Source organism: Candidatus Accumulibacter meliphilus, assembly GCF_036625345.1.
Classification (GTDB): domain Bacteria; phylum Pseudomonadota; class Gammaproteobacteria; order Burkholderiales; family Rhodocyclaceae; genus Accumulibacter; species Accumulibacter meliphilus.
Genome location: NZ_JAZKTZ010000003.1, coordinates 405,503 through 421,593, shown reverse-complemented (window position 1 = coordinate 421,593; position 16,091 = coordinate 405,503). Strand labels below are relative to the sequence as shown.

Sequence of the window (16,091 nt, the reverse complement as noted above, 5' to 3'; positions counted from 1 at the left end):
GCGGCGGATGCTGATCTGTGTGTTCACCGGTTTCAGTTCGGGCCTGCCGCTCTACCTGTTGCTGAACCTGCTGCCGGCCTGGCTGCGCAGCGACGGCGTCGACCTCACGATCATCGGTTTCTTCGCGCTGATCCAGTTTCCCTACACCTGGAAGTTCCTCTGGGCGCCGCTGCTCGATCGTTACTGCCTGCCGCTCGGTCGCCGGCGCGGCTGGATGCTGCTCTCGCAGATCGGTTTGTTGTTGTCGATCGGCCTGCTCGGCGGCTTTTCGCCGGCGACCAATCTGACACCCGTGATCTGGCTGTCGGTGGCCCTGGCTTTTCTTTCGGCAACGCAGGACGTCGCCCTGGATGCCTTTCGCCGCGAAATTCTGCGCGACAACGAGCTTGGGCTTGGCAATGCCGTGCATGTCAATGCCTACCGAATCGCCGGCCTGGTACCGGGATCGCTGTCCCTGATTCTCGCCGACCTGATTCCCTGGGCGCAGGTGTTCTGGATCACCGCCGCTTTCATGGTGCCGGGGATGGTGATGGTGCTGCTGGTCGACGAACCGCTGGCGGTGGCGGCGCCAAAGACCCTGCGCGCAGCGGTCGTCGAGCCTTTTCACGAGTTCATTGGTCGCAAGGGCTGGCAGGGGGCGATGCTGGTCCTCGGCTTCATTTTTCTCTACAAGCTTGGCGATTCGCTGGCCACCAGCCTGTCGACGCCGTTCTACCTCGATCTCGGCTACAGCATGACCGACATTGGCGTGATCGCCAAACATGCCGGTCTGTGGCCGGCGGTATTCGGCGGGCTGCTCGGCGGTCTGTGGATGGTCCGCCTGGGCATCAACCGTGCCCTGTGGCTGTTCGGCGCGGTGCAGATGGCGACGATTCTTGGCTTCGCGTGGCTGGCGTGGCGCGGCGTGCAGCCGAGCATCGAAGGCATCGATCGGCTGGCGCTGGCGAGTGTCATCGCCGCCGAGTATCTGGGCGTCGGTCTGGGCACGGCGGCGTTTACGGCGTTCATTGCGCGCGCCACCAACCCGGCGTTTACGGCTACCCAGTTCGCCTTGTTTACCAGCCTGGCGGCCGTTCCGCGGACCTTTATCAACGCCACTGCGGGCGCGCTGGTCGAGTCGCTGGGCTGGGTCAGTTTCTTTTTTCTGTGCTTCGGGCTGGCCCTCCCGGGCATGCTCCTGTTGTTGAAGGTCGCTCCATGGAACGAGACGTCGGCGTCGCCGAGACCCTGATTGCTGCCGCCCGGCAGTTGTCGGCAAGACTGGCCACGCTGCACTTCGCGCCGCCGGTCACTCACACCTATGATCCGCTGACCTATGCCTGGGCAGCGCACGAGATGTACCTGCGTCGCTATGCGGCCGGCCACCGGCGGGTAGTGTTTCTGGGCATGAATCCCGGACCTTTCGGGATGGTGCAGTGTGGCGTGCCTTTCGGCGAGATTGCGGCGGTGCGCGACTGGCTGGGGATCGTCGCCGAAGTGCAGCAACCGGCGCCGGAGAATCCCTGGCGGCCGATCGAAGGCTTCGCCTGCATACGTTCCGAGGTCAGCGGGCGGCGCCTGTGGGGGCTGTTCCGCGAGCGCTTCGCTAGCGCCGAGTCCTTTTTCGACGAACACTTCGTCGCCAATTATTGCCCGCTGGCTTTTTTTGAGCGCGGCCGCAATCTTACTCCGGACAAGCTGCCCGCCGACGAGGCGACGGCCTTGCGTTCGGCCTGCGATGCGCATCTGCAGGCCCTGGTCGCCGCTTTGCAGCCGCAATGGGTGATCGGCGTGGGCGCTTTCGCTGCGGTGCGGGCGAGCACGGCCCTGGCCGGGACGGGCGTCAGGATCGGACGCGTGCTGCATCCGAGTCCGGCCAGTCCGGCGGCCAACCGCGGCTGGGCGGAAGTCGCCAGCAAGCAGCTGCTGGCGCTTGGTGTCTGGCAGTGAAGGTGGCGCTGCTGGCTAGGGTCGCCGGCCAGCGAGCACGCCGAGATCGGTCAACTGTCTGCGCAGCGTGCTCAAGGCACGCCAGGCGAAGTAGCCGCGTTGGCTCCAGCGCCAGGCGCGGCCCGGTTTGACGACGATCAACACAGCGATGCCGACGGCGACGATTTCCGGGTGTTGCTTGACGTAAGTGGTGCCGGTGCGCACCGTGGCAATGGCGCGATCGGCGGTTTGCAGAGCGTCGCCGAGGGGTTGCAGTTCCCGGGCCAGCAGTTGACGCTGATTGCTGATACGTTCGATCAGTCGGCCGCGCTCGATGGCCAGGTCAATCAGCTCTTGATTCATCGCCGGCTGCCTGTTTCAGTTGGCGAAGATCCTCTTCAAGCTGGGCGAGGCTGGCGGCGAAGAGGTGCTCGGGTCGGCGCATGCTCCGCTGTAGCGCGACGTAGGCGAGACCGCTGCAGGCAATGAACAGCACCCCGCTCGAGGCCAGGAGGACGACTCGGTACTCCCAGTACACGGCGAACAGCAAAGCCACCAGTAGTGTCGTGCCCAGCGCCAGGCAGAACACCATGATCTGCGACCAGAGCAGCAGGCGGACGGCGCGCAGCTTTTCTTCCTTGAGTTCATTGCCCAGAAGTTCCAGCCGCGTCCGCCCGCTGCCGAGTAGCGCGAGCGCTCCGTTTCGGGTGCCGGTGAACAGGCCCCGGCCAGCCCTGCCCGCGCTGACGGTCGGGTCGCTCATGGCGCGGGGCAAACCCTAGCGGCGACTGATGACGGCACCGAGGAGCAGGCCGACGACGGCCGCGACGCCGACGGCGCGCCACGGGTTCTCGTGCACGAAGTCGTCGGTGGCCCGTGCGGCGGCCTTGGTTTTATCGACCACTGCCCCTTCAGCATCGGCCAGGCGCAGCTTGGCGTCGCGCAGGCTCTGGCCAATGCGCTCGCGCAGGTCGTTCATCTTCTCGTCGGCAACGCCAGCGGTGGCGCGCAGGAGCTCCTCGGCGTGAGAAACCACGACTTTCATGTCGGAGACGAGTTTCTGTTTGCTGTCGGTGGAAAGTTCGCTGTTGACGTCGGGCATGGTGGACCTCGCAGTAGAAAGTGATGGCGAAAAGGGAATGCTTCGGTGGGGGCCGGAAGCGGCAAGAGCAAAGAGCGATCGTGGTGAAGCAAGCGATCACACATGGGCCTGTCAGATTATAGAATTAGGCGGCCAAGATCAATGCACGCTGCTCGCCAACAGCCCTGACGCATGACCCAGCCGAATCAGGCTCATTTGCCGGTAACGCCCGCTTTTGCGGTCGAGGCGGTCAAATTGCGGTTGGCTAGCGGCAAAGGACGGGTGGTGGAGTCAGCCAGGAGGATGCCGAAAGAATTTTTTGGACGGCGGTACGATCGCCAGGCGAGCCTTTCCGAACGCGGCGTACGCCGCGCTCGAGAGGATGTTTCGGGTACGCCTGTGTGAGGTCACTCAAGTTGAAGCAGGAATGGAGCGGCGAGGAGCGCGCGGATTCGTGCTGGGTCGAGCCAGGGGGCGGCGCAGGAGCTTCGAATGAAGGCGATGGCACCGCGCACGCCGAGTTGCTGATAGAGATCGCGTAGCTGTCGGGTGAAGCGTGCCAGGGTATTGAACACATGCGCCAGGCGCATGAGGAGGTGATAGCCTTTCATGGCATTCCAGTCGAGGGCAAAGGCATGCTCGTAGTGGTAGCCCTGATGTTTTTCGACGAGGAAGCCCGCTTCGATGCCCCAGCGGTGGCGGGCCCCGAGGTTGCAGCGCTCATGGACATTGTCTTGGCTGAGCGGTTGGCTGGAGAGCCAGGCGTGGCGCGATGTTTCGGTGACGGTCCTGGCCTGTTCATCGATCTTCTCCCAGCTTTCCTCACAGACCACCAGATTCAGCTTGAGACGCTGACGCCCGTTGGCAGCGAAGGCGTAGTCGATGTCGTTGACCCAGCTGAAGTGTTGTCGGCGTCTTCCCCAACCGCGCTGCACAACTTGTGGCTTCAGGGCGTGGAGCGCGCGGAACTCCTGCCAGACCGTGGACAAATCCTTGTCCTTGAGCACGATCATGAACTGCCAGTGGGCGCGCAAGCAGCGCCGCATCACCGGCCCGTTGGCGTAGAGGCCGTCGAGCAGGAGCAGGATCGGCAGGCGGGGGAACAGCGTCTTGAGCCGGTCGCTCAAGCGCACAAAGCCGCGCAGCTCGCAGTCCTGCTTTTGCGCTTCGGGTTCGCCCAGCGCGTGTTCGAGGAACTCGCTGAGCAGTGGGATGACCAGGCCGTTGTGGAAGGCAAAGCTGGCCTCGAGGACGTAGACGAAGTACTGGGTGTGACGGGTTTCGTCCTTGCCGACGGTACGTTGCAGGAGTTCCTCCGTCCAGAGGGTGTCGCCAGCGAGCTTCTGTGAGCCGTCGATGGCGATCGGATAGCAGTGGTCGATCAGATAGCGGCGAAAGTTCTTGCCGCGAATCAGCCGCCTCACCAGATCGACGTGGGCCTGTTCGAGCTGTTCAAGGTCAATGTCGCGCAACAGCCGAAACAGGGTGTCGGCGTGTGGCAGGGTATCGATCTCCGGGAACAGCAGGTGGAGGTTGGCCATGAACTGGGGACGGGATATTTCGCGGTTGGTCTCGCGCCGGGAGGAGAACTGAAAGACGAACATCAGCAAGCCGTAGAGCAGAAGCACGGTCAGCTTGTGCCGGCGCTTTTTGGGATCTCTCGGGTCGGGAATTTGTTCCAGTTGAGCGAGCAAGGCGGGCAGCTCTTTGCGCAGGAGGCGCATCTGTTTGCTCACGGCGTCCTCGCGGGCCTTTTGTTCCTCGTCGACGGTCGCGAAGGCCGAGCTTCTGTTGGGCAATGGAGCGGCTGAGTGGGGGACTTGTCCCGTTGCGCGCAGCTTCGCGTTCAGTACCTTCTCCTGCCGTTTCTTCTCTGAGCGCAGCTTCTTGATGGCCACGCGTGTCGGGCGACGGCAAGGTTTGCTCATGACCGCGGGCTCCCCGGCGCGGCACACAACGAGGCGCAAGCATCCGAGGTCAGCGCTTTGACCCACACCTGGCGGGGCGTGCTGTGATAGGACTGGCCAGGGCGGGCCAGCCCGCGCCCGCTGCTTGCCCCAAGCAACTGCCAACCGGCGGCACGGTAGCAGGTGCCGGCATAGTGACGCGGATCGACGAAGGTCTCCAGCAGCAGGGGCTCGAAGCCCCAGTGTTCGAGCCAGTCCGCGCGTGTGCGGCGCGCGAGTTGCCCGAGCACATGACTGGCCAGATGCGGCACCCGGACGTGCGGAAAGATCAGGAAGCGGCTGTTGTTCACCACCCGCGCCAGGTTCTCGCGGCGGGCCTGGGCCGTCCAGCCGATCCACTGATCGCGCACGGCCACCGCGCGGGCAGCACCGGACAGCAGGACGCAGCCCAGCCGCCGCTCGCCCGCCGTGATAAAGTAGCGCAGCCGGTAGCCGAAGGCCCCCTGGAAACCCAGCGGGTGCCAACGCGCCACCAGCGCATCCCACTGCGCCACCCGGGTCGCGTCGCGAACCACTTCCAGGGACACCGGCGCGAGCGCCGACAGGGCGCAGTGCACCGCCGGCTCGGCAACGGGGGCGACGGATGCCGAGGGCGGCGCGCAACGGCGCGGCGGCGAGGGCCTCAACGCAGGCAGTACCAGCAATCCGGCCGCCTGCAAACGCTCCAGGAAGTCCAGGCAGGCGCTGATCTTCGCCGTCCCCGTCAGGGTGGTCCAGCCCAGGTGCTCGCAGACCGTCGCCGCCAACTCCTTGCGTGCCAATCCCGGCAGCCACGCGACCGTCGCGCAGAGCTCGGCAATCTCCGTCGCGCTGAACACGCGACCACAGTGCACCCATTCCCCCGCACTCGTTGCAAGCATCGCAAAACCTCCGACTGAAGCGCAGATTGATTACGCTCCACCTATCCTGCCAGAAGTCCGCCCGGCTGTCTAGCCCTCTTGTGCGAAGGTTTTTTTTGCCTGCCCACCGCAACGCCTTGCCACTACTGGGCCGGCGTCGTCATGCTTCAGCGCTGGCTCGCCAAGCAAGCTTTGGTCCTGCGGCGCGAGGGCGGGGCATGGCCGTCGTGGCGGTCTTCAGGGGTGCGGCCGATCGAGGTCAAAATCGTAGTCGATGGTCAGCGGTGCGTGATCGCTGAAGCGCTGCTCCTTATAGACGCTTGCGCTTCTGGCCGTTTCTGCTACGGCCGGGGTGGCGAGCTGATAGTCGAGCCGCCAACCGACATTTTTGGCCCAGGCCTGGCCACGGTTCGACCACCAGGTGTAGCCTTCTTCGCCAACGCTCGGGTGCAATTGCCGGTAGACGTCGCGCCAGCCTTCATCGTCCAGCAATTTACCGACCCAGGCGCGTTCTTCGGGCAGAAACCCCGAGTTCTTGCGGTTGCTGCGCCAGTTCTTGAGGTCGATTTCCTGATGGGCGATGTTCCAGTCAGCGCAAACGATGACTTCGCGTCCGCTCGACGCGAGCGCCTGCAGATGCGGGTAGATGAAGTCCATGAAGCGGTATTTTGCTTCTTGCCGTAAGTCGGAACTGGATCCGGACGGCTGATACAGGGAAACCACCGACAGGCCGGCAAAATCGGCGCGCAGATAGCGTCCTTCGGCGTCGAATTCGGCGCTGCCGAGAACCTCGCTTATCCGTTCGGGCTTCTTCCGGCACCACAGCCCGACGCCGCTGTAGCCCTTCTTTTCGGCATGGCGGTAGTAGGCATGAAAACCATGAGGGGCCTGCATTTCTTCGCTGAGGTCTGCGTCCTGCGCCTTGAGTTCCTGCAGGCAAATGATGTCGGCGTTTTGCGCGGCGGCCCAGGGAAGAACGCCTTTGCGCCAGGCCGAACGAATGCCGTTGAGATTCAGGGTAATGATGCGTAACATAGGGAACCCGGCCGGGAACGGCCCTGATCATAAGAAAGGCTGTATGGATTTTCGTCAGGACTTCATCGAGTTTGCTGTCGGAAAAGACGTGCTGCGCTTTGGTGAGTTCACGACCAAGGCCGGGCGGCCTTCTCCGTACTTCTTCAACGCCGGCCTGTTCAATGACGGCGCGGCGCTGCAGCAACTGGCGGAATTCTACGCTACGGCGATCAACGTCAGTGGTATCCGTTGCGAGTGTTTGTTTGGGCCGGCCTACAAAGGCATTCCTTTGGTGGCGGTGATTGCCGTCGCCCTGGCGCGTGCCGGGCGCAACCTGCCTTTCTCGTTCAATCGCAAGGAAGCCAAGGATCACGGCGAAGGTGGCAGTATTGTCGGCGCACCCTTGGCGGGGCAGGTTCTGATCGTTGATGACGTCATTTCGGCCGGCACCTCGGTGCGCGAATCGGTAGAGTTGATCCGTGCCGCGGGTGCTACGCCCTGCGGCGTGGTGATCGCCCTCGATCGCATGGAACGTGGCCGCGGCGCCTTGTCGGCGGTGCAGGAAGTCCGGCGCGACTACGATATCCCGGTGATCGCCGTTGCCAGCCTGGACGACTTGCTGGCCTTCCTTCATGACCGCCCGGATTTTGCGCATTACGAGACGGCGGTCAAACGCTACCGGCAGGAATACGGCGTTGCGCGCAGCAGCTAGCTTCGGCTTGCTGATGGCGCTGGTGGTGGCGGGTACTGGTAGCAGTTTCGCCGCCGCGCAGATTTTCTGTTGCCACGACGAGTCGGGCAAGCAGGTCTGCGGTGACATCCTGCCGACCGCCTGTTACGGGCGCGCCTATCGCGAACTCGGACAATCCGGCAGGACGGCGAAAGTGGTCGACGCGCCGCTGACCGCCGAGGAGCGCGCGGCAAAAGCGGCCGAAGCCAAGTTGCGGCAGGAGCGGGAGCGCGTCGAGAATGAGCAGAAACGCAGAGATCAGGCGCTGCTCAATACCTACGGTAGCGAAAAAGATATCGAGGTCATGCGTAGCCGCACTCTGGGCGACCTCGACACAGCCGTCAAGGCAGCTGAAGAGCGAATCGTCGAGATCCGCAAGCATCGCCGGAAGTTCGAGAACGAGGCCGAGTTCTACAAGAAACGGCGCCTGCCGGCGGAGATCGCCAAGGGCTTGCGCGATGCGGATTACGAGATCCGGGCGCAGGAGTCGGTGATCGACTCGAAGAGGAAAGACCAGCAAGCCGTTCGCCTCAAGTACGACGAGGACTTGCGCCGCTTTCGCGATATTCTGACGCGGGCGGCGGCCGACCGCCGCTGAGCGCTCGGGCAGGCTGCTGGCCCTGCGGCGCTACCGGGGGCTACTCCAGGGTCAGCCGAGCTTCTTGCGCAGCAGTGCGTTGACCTGTTGTGGGTTGGCCTTGCCGCGTGTCGCCTTCATCGCCTGGCCGACGAGTGCATTGAAGGCTTTTTCCTTGCCGGCCCTGAACTCGCCGACCATCGTCGCATTGGCCGCCAGTAGTTCGTCAATCAGCGTTTCCAGCGCACCGCTGTCGGTAATCTGTTGCAGGCCCTGGCTGGCAATGATCTGGTCGGCAGAACTCCCTTCGCCGTTGCAGAGAGCGTCGAACACTTTGCGGGCAATATTCGTGGAGATCGTGCCATCGACGATGCGCGCGACCATGCCGCCGAGCTGCTCGGGTGAGACTGGTGACTGGCTGACATCCAGTTCTTCCTTGTTCAGACGAGCGGTCAGGTCGACCATCACCCAGTTGGCGCAAGCCTTGGCGCCTGCGCTGCCGGCCGCGGCAACGGCTGCTTCGTAGTACGCGGCGAGTTCGAGCGAGCTGGTCAGGAGCTTGGCGTCGTAGGCCGAGAGTCCGTACTCGGCGGCCAGGCGATCGCGTCGCGCCGCCGGCAGTTCGGGCAGTTGCCGAGCGATCTCGTCGATCCACTGGCGATCGATGATTAGCGGCAGCAGATCGGGGTCCGGGAAGTAGCGGTAATCGTGGGCGTCTTCCTTGGAGCGCATGGCGCGTGTTTCGCCGCTCTGCGGATCGAAGAGAACGGTTGCCTGTTCGATCCTGCCACCATCTTCGAGGGTCGCGATCTGCCATTGCACTTCGTAGTCGATCGCCTGCTGCATGAAGCGGAACGAGTTCAGGTTCTTGATTTCGCGCCGTGTGCCGAACTCGGCCTGGCCAAGCGGGCGAACCGAAACGTTGGCGTCGCAGCGGAAGGAGCCTTCCTGCATGTTGCCGTCGCAGATACCGATCCAGCGTACCAGCGCGTGCAGCGCGCGGGCGTAGGCGACGGCTTCGCTCGAAGATCGCATGTCGGGCTCGGTGACGATCTCCAGCAGCGGCGTCCCGGCACGGTTGAGATCGATTCCCGTACGGCCGTGGAAGTTCGCCCCCGGGCATTCATGCAAGGACTTGCCAGCGTCTTCCTCGAGGTGAGCGCGGGTCAGCTTCACCACTCGCTCGTGCTCACCCACCGTGATCGCCAGCTGCCCGCCAAGGACCACCGGCAGTTCGTACTGGCTGATCTGGTAACCCTTGGGAAGGTCCGGGTAAAAGTAATTCTTGCGCGCGAAAACCGATCGCGGTGCGATCTTCGCGCCGACTGCCAGGCCGAAGCGGATCGCGCATTCGACGGCGCCCTTGTTGAGCACCGGCAGCACTCCAGGCAGGGCGATATCGACGGCATTGGCCTGGACATTGGGCTCCGCGCCAAAAGCCGTCGAGCTGCCCGAGAAAATCTTCGCTTGCGTCGACAACTGCGCGTGCGTCTCGATGCCGATGACCACTTCCCATGCATTCATCACTGCTTACTCACTCTTCAATAACGACGCCCATGGCCAGCGGCCGATGGGCGAAAGGGGAGAGCTGGCGCCGCCTGGGCGCACCCACTCTCACTGGCGCTTCAGGAAAAGCCGGCCGGCCGCTGCAGGTGCCAGTCGCTTACCTGCTGATAGCGGTGGGCGACATTGAGCAGCCGGCTTTCGGTGAAATAGTCGCCGATCAGCTGCAAGCCCGCCGGCAGGCCGTCGGCGAAGCCGCAGGGGATGGAAAGGGCCGGCAGGCCGGCCAGGTTGACGGCAATGGTGTAAATGTCCGAGAGATACATCTGCACCGGGTCAGCCGCTTTCTCGCCGAGCTTGAAAGCGGTGCTCGGGCTGGTCGGCCCGAGGATGACGTCGCATTGCTGGAAAGCTTTGGCGAAGTCCTTGGCGATCAGGCGGCGAATGCGCTGGGCCTGCAGATAGTAGGCGTCGTAGTAGCCGTGCGAGAGAACGTAGGTGCCGATCAGGATGCGCCGTTTGACCTCGGCGCCGAAGCCTTGCGCGCGGCTCTTGCTGTACATCTCGTTGAGGTCCTGGTACTCGGGAGCCCGGTAACCGTAGCGCACGCCGTCGAAGCGTGCCAGGTTCGAGCTGGCTTCGGCCGGTGCGATCACGTAATACGCGGCCACCGAAAGCTGCATGCTGGGCAGACTGACAGCGACCGTTTCGGCGCCCAGCTGGCGATACTCGGCAATCGCCGCTTCGACCAGGTGCATGACTTCCGGACTACAGCCATCGTCAAAAAATTCTGCTGGCAGGCCGATTTTCAAACCGGCCAGGGGTCGGGAGCCCGCGTCGGCAGTGAGCTCCCTGCCGTAGTCTTCGCGCGGTCGTTCGACGCTGGTCGAATCGCGCTCGTCGAAGCCGGCCATGGTGTTGAGCAGGAGCGCGCAGTCGGCGGCCGAGTGAGCCAGCGGACCGGCCTGGTCGAGCGATGAGGCGAAGGCGATCATGCCGTAGCGCGAAACGACGCCATAGGTCGGCTTCATCCCGGTCAGGTTGCACAGCGCCGCCGGCTGGCGGATCGAGCCGCCGGTGTCGGTGCCGGTGGCCGCCGCTGCCAGGCCCGCGGCGACGGCGGCGGCCGAGCCTCCGGAAGAGCCGCCGGGAACGCGAGTGGCATCCCAGGGGTTTTTCACCGCTCCGTAGAACGAAGTTTCATTCGACGAACCCATGGCGAACTCGTCCATGTTGGTCTTGCCGAGCAGCACCGCGCCGGCCGCCTTGAAGCGCGCGATGACCGCCGCGTCGTAGGGACTGACAAAGTTGCTCAGCATTTTCGATGCGCAGGTCGTCAGCCAGCCCTGGGCACAGAAAATGTCCTTGTGGGCGATCGGGATGCCGGTCAGTGGGCCACCTTCGCCTTTCGCCAGGCGCTCGTCGGCTGCGCCTGCCTGGGCCAGACTGGTGGCTTCGTCGATGCTGATGAAAGCGTTGAGCTGCGGGTTGCGGCGCGCGATGCGATCAAGGTACTGGCGAGTCAGCTCGACGCTGGAAACTTCTTTCGTGGCCAGCGCCCTGGCGAGCGCCTGCAGGCTGTCGGTGATCATTCGATGACTTTCGGCACCAGATACAGGCCGGCCTCGGTTTCCGGCGCGACCTCCTGGAAAGCCTTGCGTTGAGCGCTCTGGCCCGACTCGGTGACGCGGTCTGCGCGCAGGCGCTGTGCGACATCCTGAGCGTGCGCCATTGGCTCGACGCCTTGCGTGTCGACTGCCTGCATCTCTTCGATCAGGGAAAAAATTTCGTTGAGCTGGCCGAGCGTGCCCTGCGCCTCGCCGTCGCTGATTTCAATGCGGGCAAGGTGGGCAACGCGGTGGACCTGTTCTAAGGTGAGCGACATGGTTTGGAAATCACTAAGGTGTCAAACGAGGTAGCCTTATAAGGTATCATAAAAGTTTTTCCCACCGCAGCCCCTGCGGGGCCATCACGGATTTCGCCAGCATGTTCAGTTTTCTGCGCAGTTATTTTTCCAACGATCTCGCCATCGACCTAGGTACGGCCAACACGCTGATCTATGTTCGCTCGAAAGGGATCGTTCTCGACGAGCCGTCGGTGGTCGCCATCAGGACCGAAGGCGGGCCGAGCTCCAAAAAAACCATTCAAGCCGTCGGCAAGGCTGCCAAGGAAATGCTTGGCAAGGCGCCTGGTGCGATTACCGTCATTCGGCCGATGAAGGATGGGGTGATCGCCGACTTTACGGTGACCGAGCAGATGCTCAAGCAGTTCATCAAAAAAGTGCATGACTCAAGACTGCTCTCACCTTCGCCGCGGATCATCATTTGCGTGCCGTCGGGGTCGACGCAGGTCGAGCGCCGCGCCATCCGCGAGTCGGCCATCGGTGCCGGTGCCAGTCAGGTCTTTCTCATCGAGGAACCGATGGCGGCAGCGATCGGCGCCGGCTTGCCGGTTTCCGAGCCGACCGGTTCGATGGTCGTCGATATCGGCGGCGGGACCACCGAAGTGGGCGTCATCTCGCTCGGCGGCATGGTCTACGCCGGTTCGGTTCGTGTCGGCGGCGACAAGCTCGACGAAGCAATCATGAACTACATCAGCCGCAACTACGGCATGCTGATCGGCGAAAACACTGCGGAAAACATCAAAAAGCGCATCGGTTCGGCTTTCCCTGGTGCCGAAGTGCGCGAGATGGAGGTCTCCGGAATCAACAAGGCGGAAGGTATCCCGCGCAAGTTCACCATTTCCTCGAATGAAATCCTCGAAGCGCTTACCGAACCGCTGAACAGCGTCGTCTCGGCGGTCAAGTCAGCGCTTGAGAAGACGCCGCCCGAACTCGGCGCCGACATTGCCGACAAGGGCATGGTGCTCACCGGGGGCGGTGCCTTGCTGCGCGACCTCGATCGCTTGTTGATGGAGGAGACGGGCCTGCCGGTGATTGTTGCCGAGGAACCGCTGACCTGCGTGGCCAGGGGTTGCGGTATGGCGCTCGAGAAGATGGACAATCTCGGCAGCATTTTCGCTTCCGATTGAGGTGCAGCGGCCTGAGCGCCGTTGCTTGCCGGCCGCGATGATCGATTGATGGACCAACAGCCACCGCCTTTTTTCAAACGCGGGCCGGCCCCGGTCGCGCTGCTCTCGTTCTATGTCTTATTGTCGATGGCGCTGCTGGTCGTCGATGCTCGCTTGCAGACGCTCGAGGTAGTGCGCCAGGCGCTGTCGATGTTCACTCACCCGGTGCAGAATCTGGCGCATCTGCCCGCGCAGTTTCTGGACAATGCGAGCAGCTATTTTGCCAGCGCCGCGAGCTTGCAGAGTGAGAGCGCGCAGTTGCAGCGCGCTCGCCTGGAACAGGCGGCGACGCTGCAGCGCAGTCTGCACGTCGAGGCCGAGAACGAGCGTTTGCGAAAACTGCTGGGGGTCAAGGAACGGCAGCAGGTCAGTGGTCAGGTCGCGCAGATCCTCTATTCGGCACGCGATCCTTACGCGCGCCGGGTGATCGTCGATAAGGGCCAGCAGGACAGGGTGATCGCCGGGCAACCGGTGATTGACGATATTGGCATTGTCGGGCAGGTGACGCGGGTGTTCCCCTTCGTCGCCGAAGTCACCCTGATTACCGACAAGGAGCAGGCGGTGCCGGTGCAGGTCGTGCGTACCGGCATGCGCTCGGTTGCTTTCGGGCTCGGCAACGGCGAGCTCGAAATGCGTTTCATGCCGCTCAATGCCGACATTCAGAACGGCGATCTGCTGGTGACCTCGGGGCTGGACGGGATCTTTCCGCCAGGTTTTCCGGTGGCCAAGGTGGTGCACATCGAAAGTGATACCACCTACACCTTTGCCCAGATCCGCTGTGCCCCCGTGGCCGCTGCCGAGCATTTCAGCGAAGTGATCGTGCTCGATCCGCGTCCGCCGGTGGCCTTGCCGGAGGAACTGGCCGAGGAAGTCGCCAGCAAGGATAGCAAAACTTCGACGAGAAGCGCGCGGGCGAAAAAGAAGAGCCCGAAAAAGGACTGAACGCGATGCAGACCAGCTACTCCTCGTCACGTATTCTGCTGCCCGTGCGCCCGTGGTTCATTGGCTTCAGCCTGTTGCTGGCGCTGCTGCTCAACTTCCTGCCGACGTCTGTTTGGCCGGGGGTGCCGGATTGGCTGGCGCTGGTCATCGTTTTCTGGAGCGTTCGCGAACCCCGCATGGTCGGTATGGGACTGGCTTTTCTGCTCGGCCTGGCGATGGACGTTGCCGATGCCAGCTTGCTCGGACAGCATGCACTGGCCTATGTCCTCGCTGCCTACGGCGGCTCGGCGCTGTCGAGACGAATTCTCTGGTTTCCGCTCGGGCAGCAGGCCCTGCAGGTTTTTCCGCTGCTCCTGCTGGCACAGTTGGTGCCGTTCGCGGTGTGGGCAGTGGTCGGCGCCGAGCTGCCGGGGATGGGCTACTTTCTCGGGCCTTTTCTGGCCACTTTTCTGTGGCCGCTGCTGACGCTGATCCTGCTGCTGCCGCAGCACCAGCCGGTTGACCGTGATGACAATCGACCGCTGTGAAAGGCTGCGGCCGCTTTGCGGCCGCTGCGGAGTGTGCCGTGCTAGCTAGTCAATCGTCACTGCATGCCTCGGATCGGGAGCTTTCCCGCTTTCATTTTCGGGTCGTGCTGGCGGCGGTCGCGGTGCTGGCGGCCTTGTCCCTGTTGGGCGCCCGTTTTTACTATCTGCAGGTGCTCCAGCACGATTACTACAGCACCCGCGCCGAGGACAACCGCATTTCGGTGGTGCCGATCGTCCCCAACCGGGGGGTCATCGCCGATCGCGCCGGCATCGTCCTGGCACGCAATTACTCGGCCTTCACGCTGGAAATCACGCCGTCCAAGGTCGAGGATCTGGAAGCAACGATCGATGGCCTGAGCAAAGTGATTGACATCGAAGGCAAGGACAAGCGGCGCTTTCGCAAGCTGCTGGAGGAGGGCAAGGGCTTCGAAAGCCTGCCCATTCGTACGCGCCTGACCGAGGAGGAAGTCGCGCGCTTTGCTGCCAATCGCTATCTCTTTCCGGGGGTCGAAGTCAAGGCGCGCCTGTTTCGTCAGTATCCCCAGGGATCGGTCGCCTCGCACGCCATCGGCTACATCAATCGCATCAACAAGCGCGATCTCGAAAAAATCGCCGAGAGCGAGCAGGCAGCGAACTACAAGGGTACCGACCATATCGGCAAGACCGGCCTCGAACACCACTACGAATTCGCCTTGCACGGCGAGACCGGCTATGAGCAGGTCGAAATCGACGCTGGCGGCCGAGCCATTCGCAGTCTGTCGCGTACGCCGCCGGTGCAGGGCAACCACCTGACCCTGACCCTGGACGTCAAATTGCAGGAAATCGCCGAAAAAGCATTTGGTGATCGCCGCGGTGCGCTGGTGGCCATCGAGCCCTCGACTGGCGGTATTCTGGCGCTGGTCTCCAGCCCCACTTTCGACCCGAACCTGTTCATCGACGGTATTCGCACCGAAGACTGGGATGTGCTCAACAAATCGCGCGACAGGCCGATGCTCAACCGCGCCCTGAATGGCACCTATCCGCCGGGTTCGACGTACAAGCCGTTCATGGCCCTGGCGGCACTCGAAACGGGAAGGCGCACTGCCGGCCAGACCATTTCCGATCCCGGCTATTTCAACTTCGGTGGTCACCATTTCCGGGACGACAAAGTTGGCGGGCACGGCACGGTGGACATGTACAAGTCGATCGTTCATTCCTGCGACACCTACTACTACCAGCTGGCTACCGACATGGGGATCGACGCCATTGCCGGCTTCATGGGCCAGTTGGGATTCGGTCAGCGCACCGGCGTGGACATCGACGGCGAATCGGAAGGCGTGTTGCCGTCCCCGGAGTGGAAGAAGCGCCGCTTCCGGCGGCCGGAGCAGCAGAAATGGTATGCCGGCGAGACCGTCTCGATCGGCATCGGCCAGGGTTACAATTCCTACACGCCGATTCAGCTGGCGCAGGCGACAGCGACGGTCGCCAACAAGGGCGTCATGTACCGCCCCCATCTCGTCAAATACATCACCGACAGCCGCAGCGGCGAAAAAACGATGATCGAGCCGGAGCCGCTGCGCCGGCTGCCGTGGAAGCCGAAGCATGTCGAGACGATCAAGAACGCGATGGTTGGCGTCAACACCCAGGGAACCGGTGCCCGCGCCTTCGCCGGCGCCGGCTACACCTCGGGAGGCAAGACCGGTACGGCCCAGGTGTACAGTCTGAAAGGTAGTACCTACAAGGAGTCGGCGGTGAAGAAGGAGCTGCGTGACCACGCCCTGTTCATCGCCTTTGCACCCGCCGAGGAGCCGAAGATCGCCTTGGCCGTGATCGTCGAAAATGGCGGCTTCGGTGCCCAGTCCGCGGCGCCGATCGCGCGCATGGTGATCGATTACTATCTGCTGGGAAAACTCCCCAAGGGTGCCGCTGAGGAAGACGATGTCAAGGAGGACTAG

17 protein-coding genes are annotated in these 16,091 nt (G+C 63.2%); 8 read left to right on the top strand and 9 right to left on the bottom strand.

Features of this window, described 5'->3' with window-relative positions; all coding sequences use genetic code 11:
* Positions 1–7 precede the first annotated feature (7 nt).
* Entirely contained in the window at positions 8–1,231 is a 1,224-nt protein-coding gene (locus V5B40_RS08200) for an AmpG family muropeptide MFS transporter (RefSeq protein ID WP_332354172.1), read from the top strand.
* The gene (locus tag V5B40_RS08195; RefSeq protein ID WP_332354023.1) at positions 1,198–1,929 is read left to right on the top strand and encodes a uracil-DNA glycosylase family protein; all 732 of its coding nucleotides are present in this window, start codon (positions 1,198–1,200) and stop codon (positions 1,927–1,929) included. Before V5B40_RS08200 ends, V5B40_RS08195 begins: the two co-directional genes overlap by 34 nt.
* 15 nt (positions 1,930–1,944) lie before the next feature.
* Here V5B40_RS08195 and V5B40_RS08190 read toward each other — a convergent pair whose 3' ends face one another.
* From V5B40_RS08190 to V5B40_RS08165, 6 genes are all read right to left on the bottom strand, one after another.
* On the bottom strand, positions 1,945–2,271 hold the full coding sequence (locus V5B40_RS08190) for a YqjK-like family protein (protein WP_332354022.1): 327 nt from the start codon (positions 2,269–2,271) through the stop codon (positions 1,945–1,947).
* Entirely contained in the window at positions 2,252–2,671 is a 420-nt protein-coding gene (locus V5B40_RS08185; protein WP_332354021.1) for a phage holin family protein, read from the bottom strand. Before V5B40_RS08185 ends, V5B40_RS08190 begins: the two co-directional genes overlap by 20 nt.
* 15 nt (positions 2,672–2,686) lie before the next feature.
* On the bottom strand, positions 2,687–3,010 hold the full coding sequence (locus tag V5B40_RS08180; protein ID WP_332354020.1) for a DUF883 family protein: 324 nt from the start codon (positions 3,008–3,010) through the stop codon (positions 2,687–2,689).
* 386 nt (positions 3,011–3,396) lie between these two features.
* On the bottom strand, positions 3,397–4,917 hold the full coding sequence (locus V5B40_RS08175; protein ID WP_332352691.1) for a transposase family protein: 1,521 nt from the start codon (positions 4,915–4,917) through the stop codon (positions 3,397–3,399).
* Positions 4,914–5,816, bottom strand: coding sequence for a DUF4338 domain-containing protein (locus V5B40_RS08170; RefSeq protein WP_332354019.1), 903 nt, complete (start codon positions 5,814–5,816; stop codon positions 4,914–4,916). Before V5B40_RS08170 ends, V5B40_RS08175 begins: the two co-directional genes overlap by 4 nt.
* A gap of 216 nt (positions 5,817–6,032) precedes the next feature.
* The gene (locus V5B40_RS08165; protein ID WP_332354018.1) at positions 6,033–6,830 is read right to left on the bottom strand and encodes an exodeoxyribonuclease III; all 798 of its coding nucleotides are present in this window, start codon (positions 6,828–6,830) and stop codon (positions 6,033–6,035) included.
* Between the two features lie 43 nt (positions 6,831–6,873).
* On the opposite strand from V5B40_RS08165, the gene pyrE reads away from it, so the two are divergent.
* Positions 6,874–7,521, top strand: a complete 648-nt coding sequence (gene pyrE / locus V5B40_RS08160; RefSeq protein WP_332354017.1) for an orotate phosphoribosyltransferase — start codon at positions 6,874–6,876, stop codon at positions 7,519–7,521.
* Positions 7,505–8,137: a hypothetical protein gene (locus tag V5B40_RS08155; protein WP_332354016.1), complete on the top strand. Its 633-nt coding sequence runs from the start codon at positions 7,505–7,507 to the stop codon at positions 8,135–8,137. Before pyrE ends, V5B40_RS08155 begins: the two co-directional genes overlap by 17 nt.
* 51 nt (positions 8,138–8,188) lie before the next feature.
* Here the strand turns inward: V5B40_RS08155 and gatB are convergent, their stop codons facing one another.
* The 3 genes from gatB to gatC all read right to left on the bottom strand — a co-directional run bounded on the left by gatB (position 8,189) and on the right by gatC (position 11,504).
* Positions 8,189–9,640 carry an Asp-tRNA(Asn)/Glu-tRNA(Gln) amidotransferase subunit GatB gene (gene gatB / locus V5B40_RS08150; protein WP_332354015.1) on the bottom strand — a complete coding sequence of 484 codons (1,452 nt, stop codon included), beginning with the start codon at positions 9,638–9,640 and terminating at the stop codon, positions 8,189–8,191.
* Positions 9,641–9,741: 101 nt separating this feature from the next.
* Positions 9,742–11,211, bottom strand: a complete 1,470-nt coding sequence (gene gatA / locus V5B40_RS08145; RefSeq protein ID WP_332354014.1) for an Asp-tRNA(Asn)/Glu-tRNA(Gln) amidotransferase subunit GatA — start codon at positions 11,209–11,211, stop codon at positions 9,742–9,744.
* Complete coding sequence (gatC, locus tag V5B40_RS08140; protein WP_332354013.1) at positions 11,208–11,504, bottom strand: Asp-tRNA(Asn)/Glu-tRNA(Gln) amidotransferase subunit GatC; 297 nt, start codon at positions 11,502–11,504, stop codon at positions 11,208–11,210. The genes gatA and gatC overlap by 4 nt, the downstream gene beginning before the upstream one ends.
* Positions 11,505–11,605: 101 nt before the next feature.
* Between gatC and V5B40_RS08135 the strand changes: the two genes are divergently transcribed.
* From V5B40_RS08135 to mrdA, 4 genes are read left to right on the top strand one after another with little or no spacing between them, the layout of a single operon-like run.
* Complete coding sequence (locus V5B40_RS08135) at positions 11,606–12,649, top strand: rod shape-determining protein (protein WP_291996852.1); 1,044 nt, start codon at positions 11,606–11,608, stop codon at positions 12,647–12,649.
* A 48-nt stretch (positions 12,650–12,697) separates the two neighbouring features.
* On the top strand, positions 12,698–13,630 hold the full coding sequence (gene mreC, locus V5B40_RS08130; protein ID WP_332354011.1) for a rod shape-determining protein MreC: 933 nt from the start codon (positions 12,698–12,700) through the stop codon (positions 13,628–13,630).
* A 5-nt stretch (positions 13,631–13,635) separates the two neighbouring features.
* Positions 13,636–14,157 carry a rod shape-determining protein MreD gene (mreD, locus tag V5B40_RS08125; RefSeq protein ID WP_332354010.1) on the top strand — a complete coding sequence of 174 codons (522 nt, stop codon included), beginning with the start codon at positions 13,636–13,638 and terminating at the stop codon, positions 14,155–14,157.
* A gap of 38 nt (positions 14,158–14,195) precedes the next feature.
* Complete coding sequence (gene mrdA / locus V5B40_RS08120; protein ID WP_332354009.1) at positions 14,196–16,091, top strand: penicillin-binding protein 2; 1,896 nt, start codon at positions 14,196–14,198, stop codon at positions 16,089–16,091.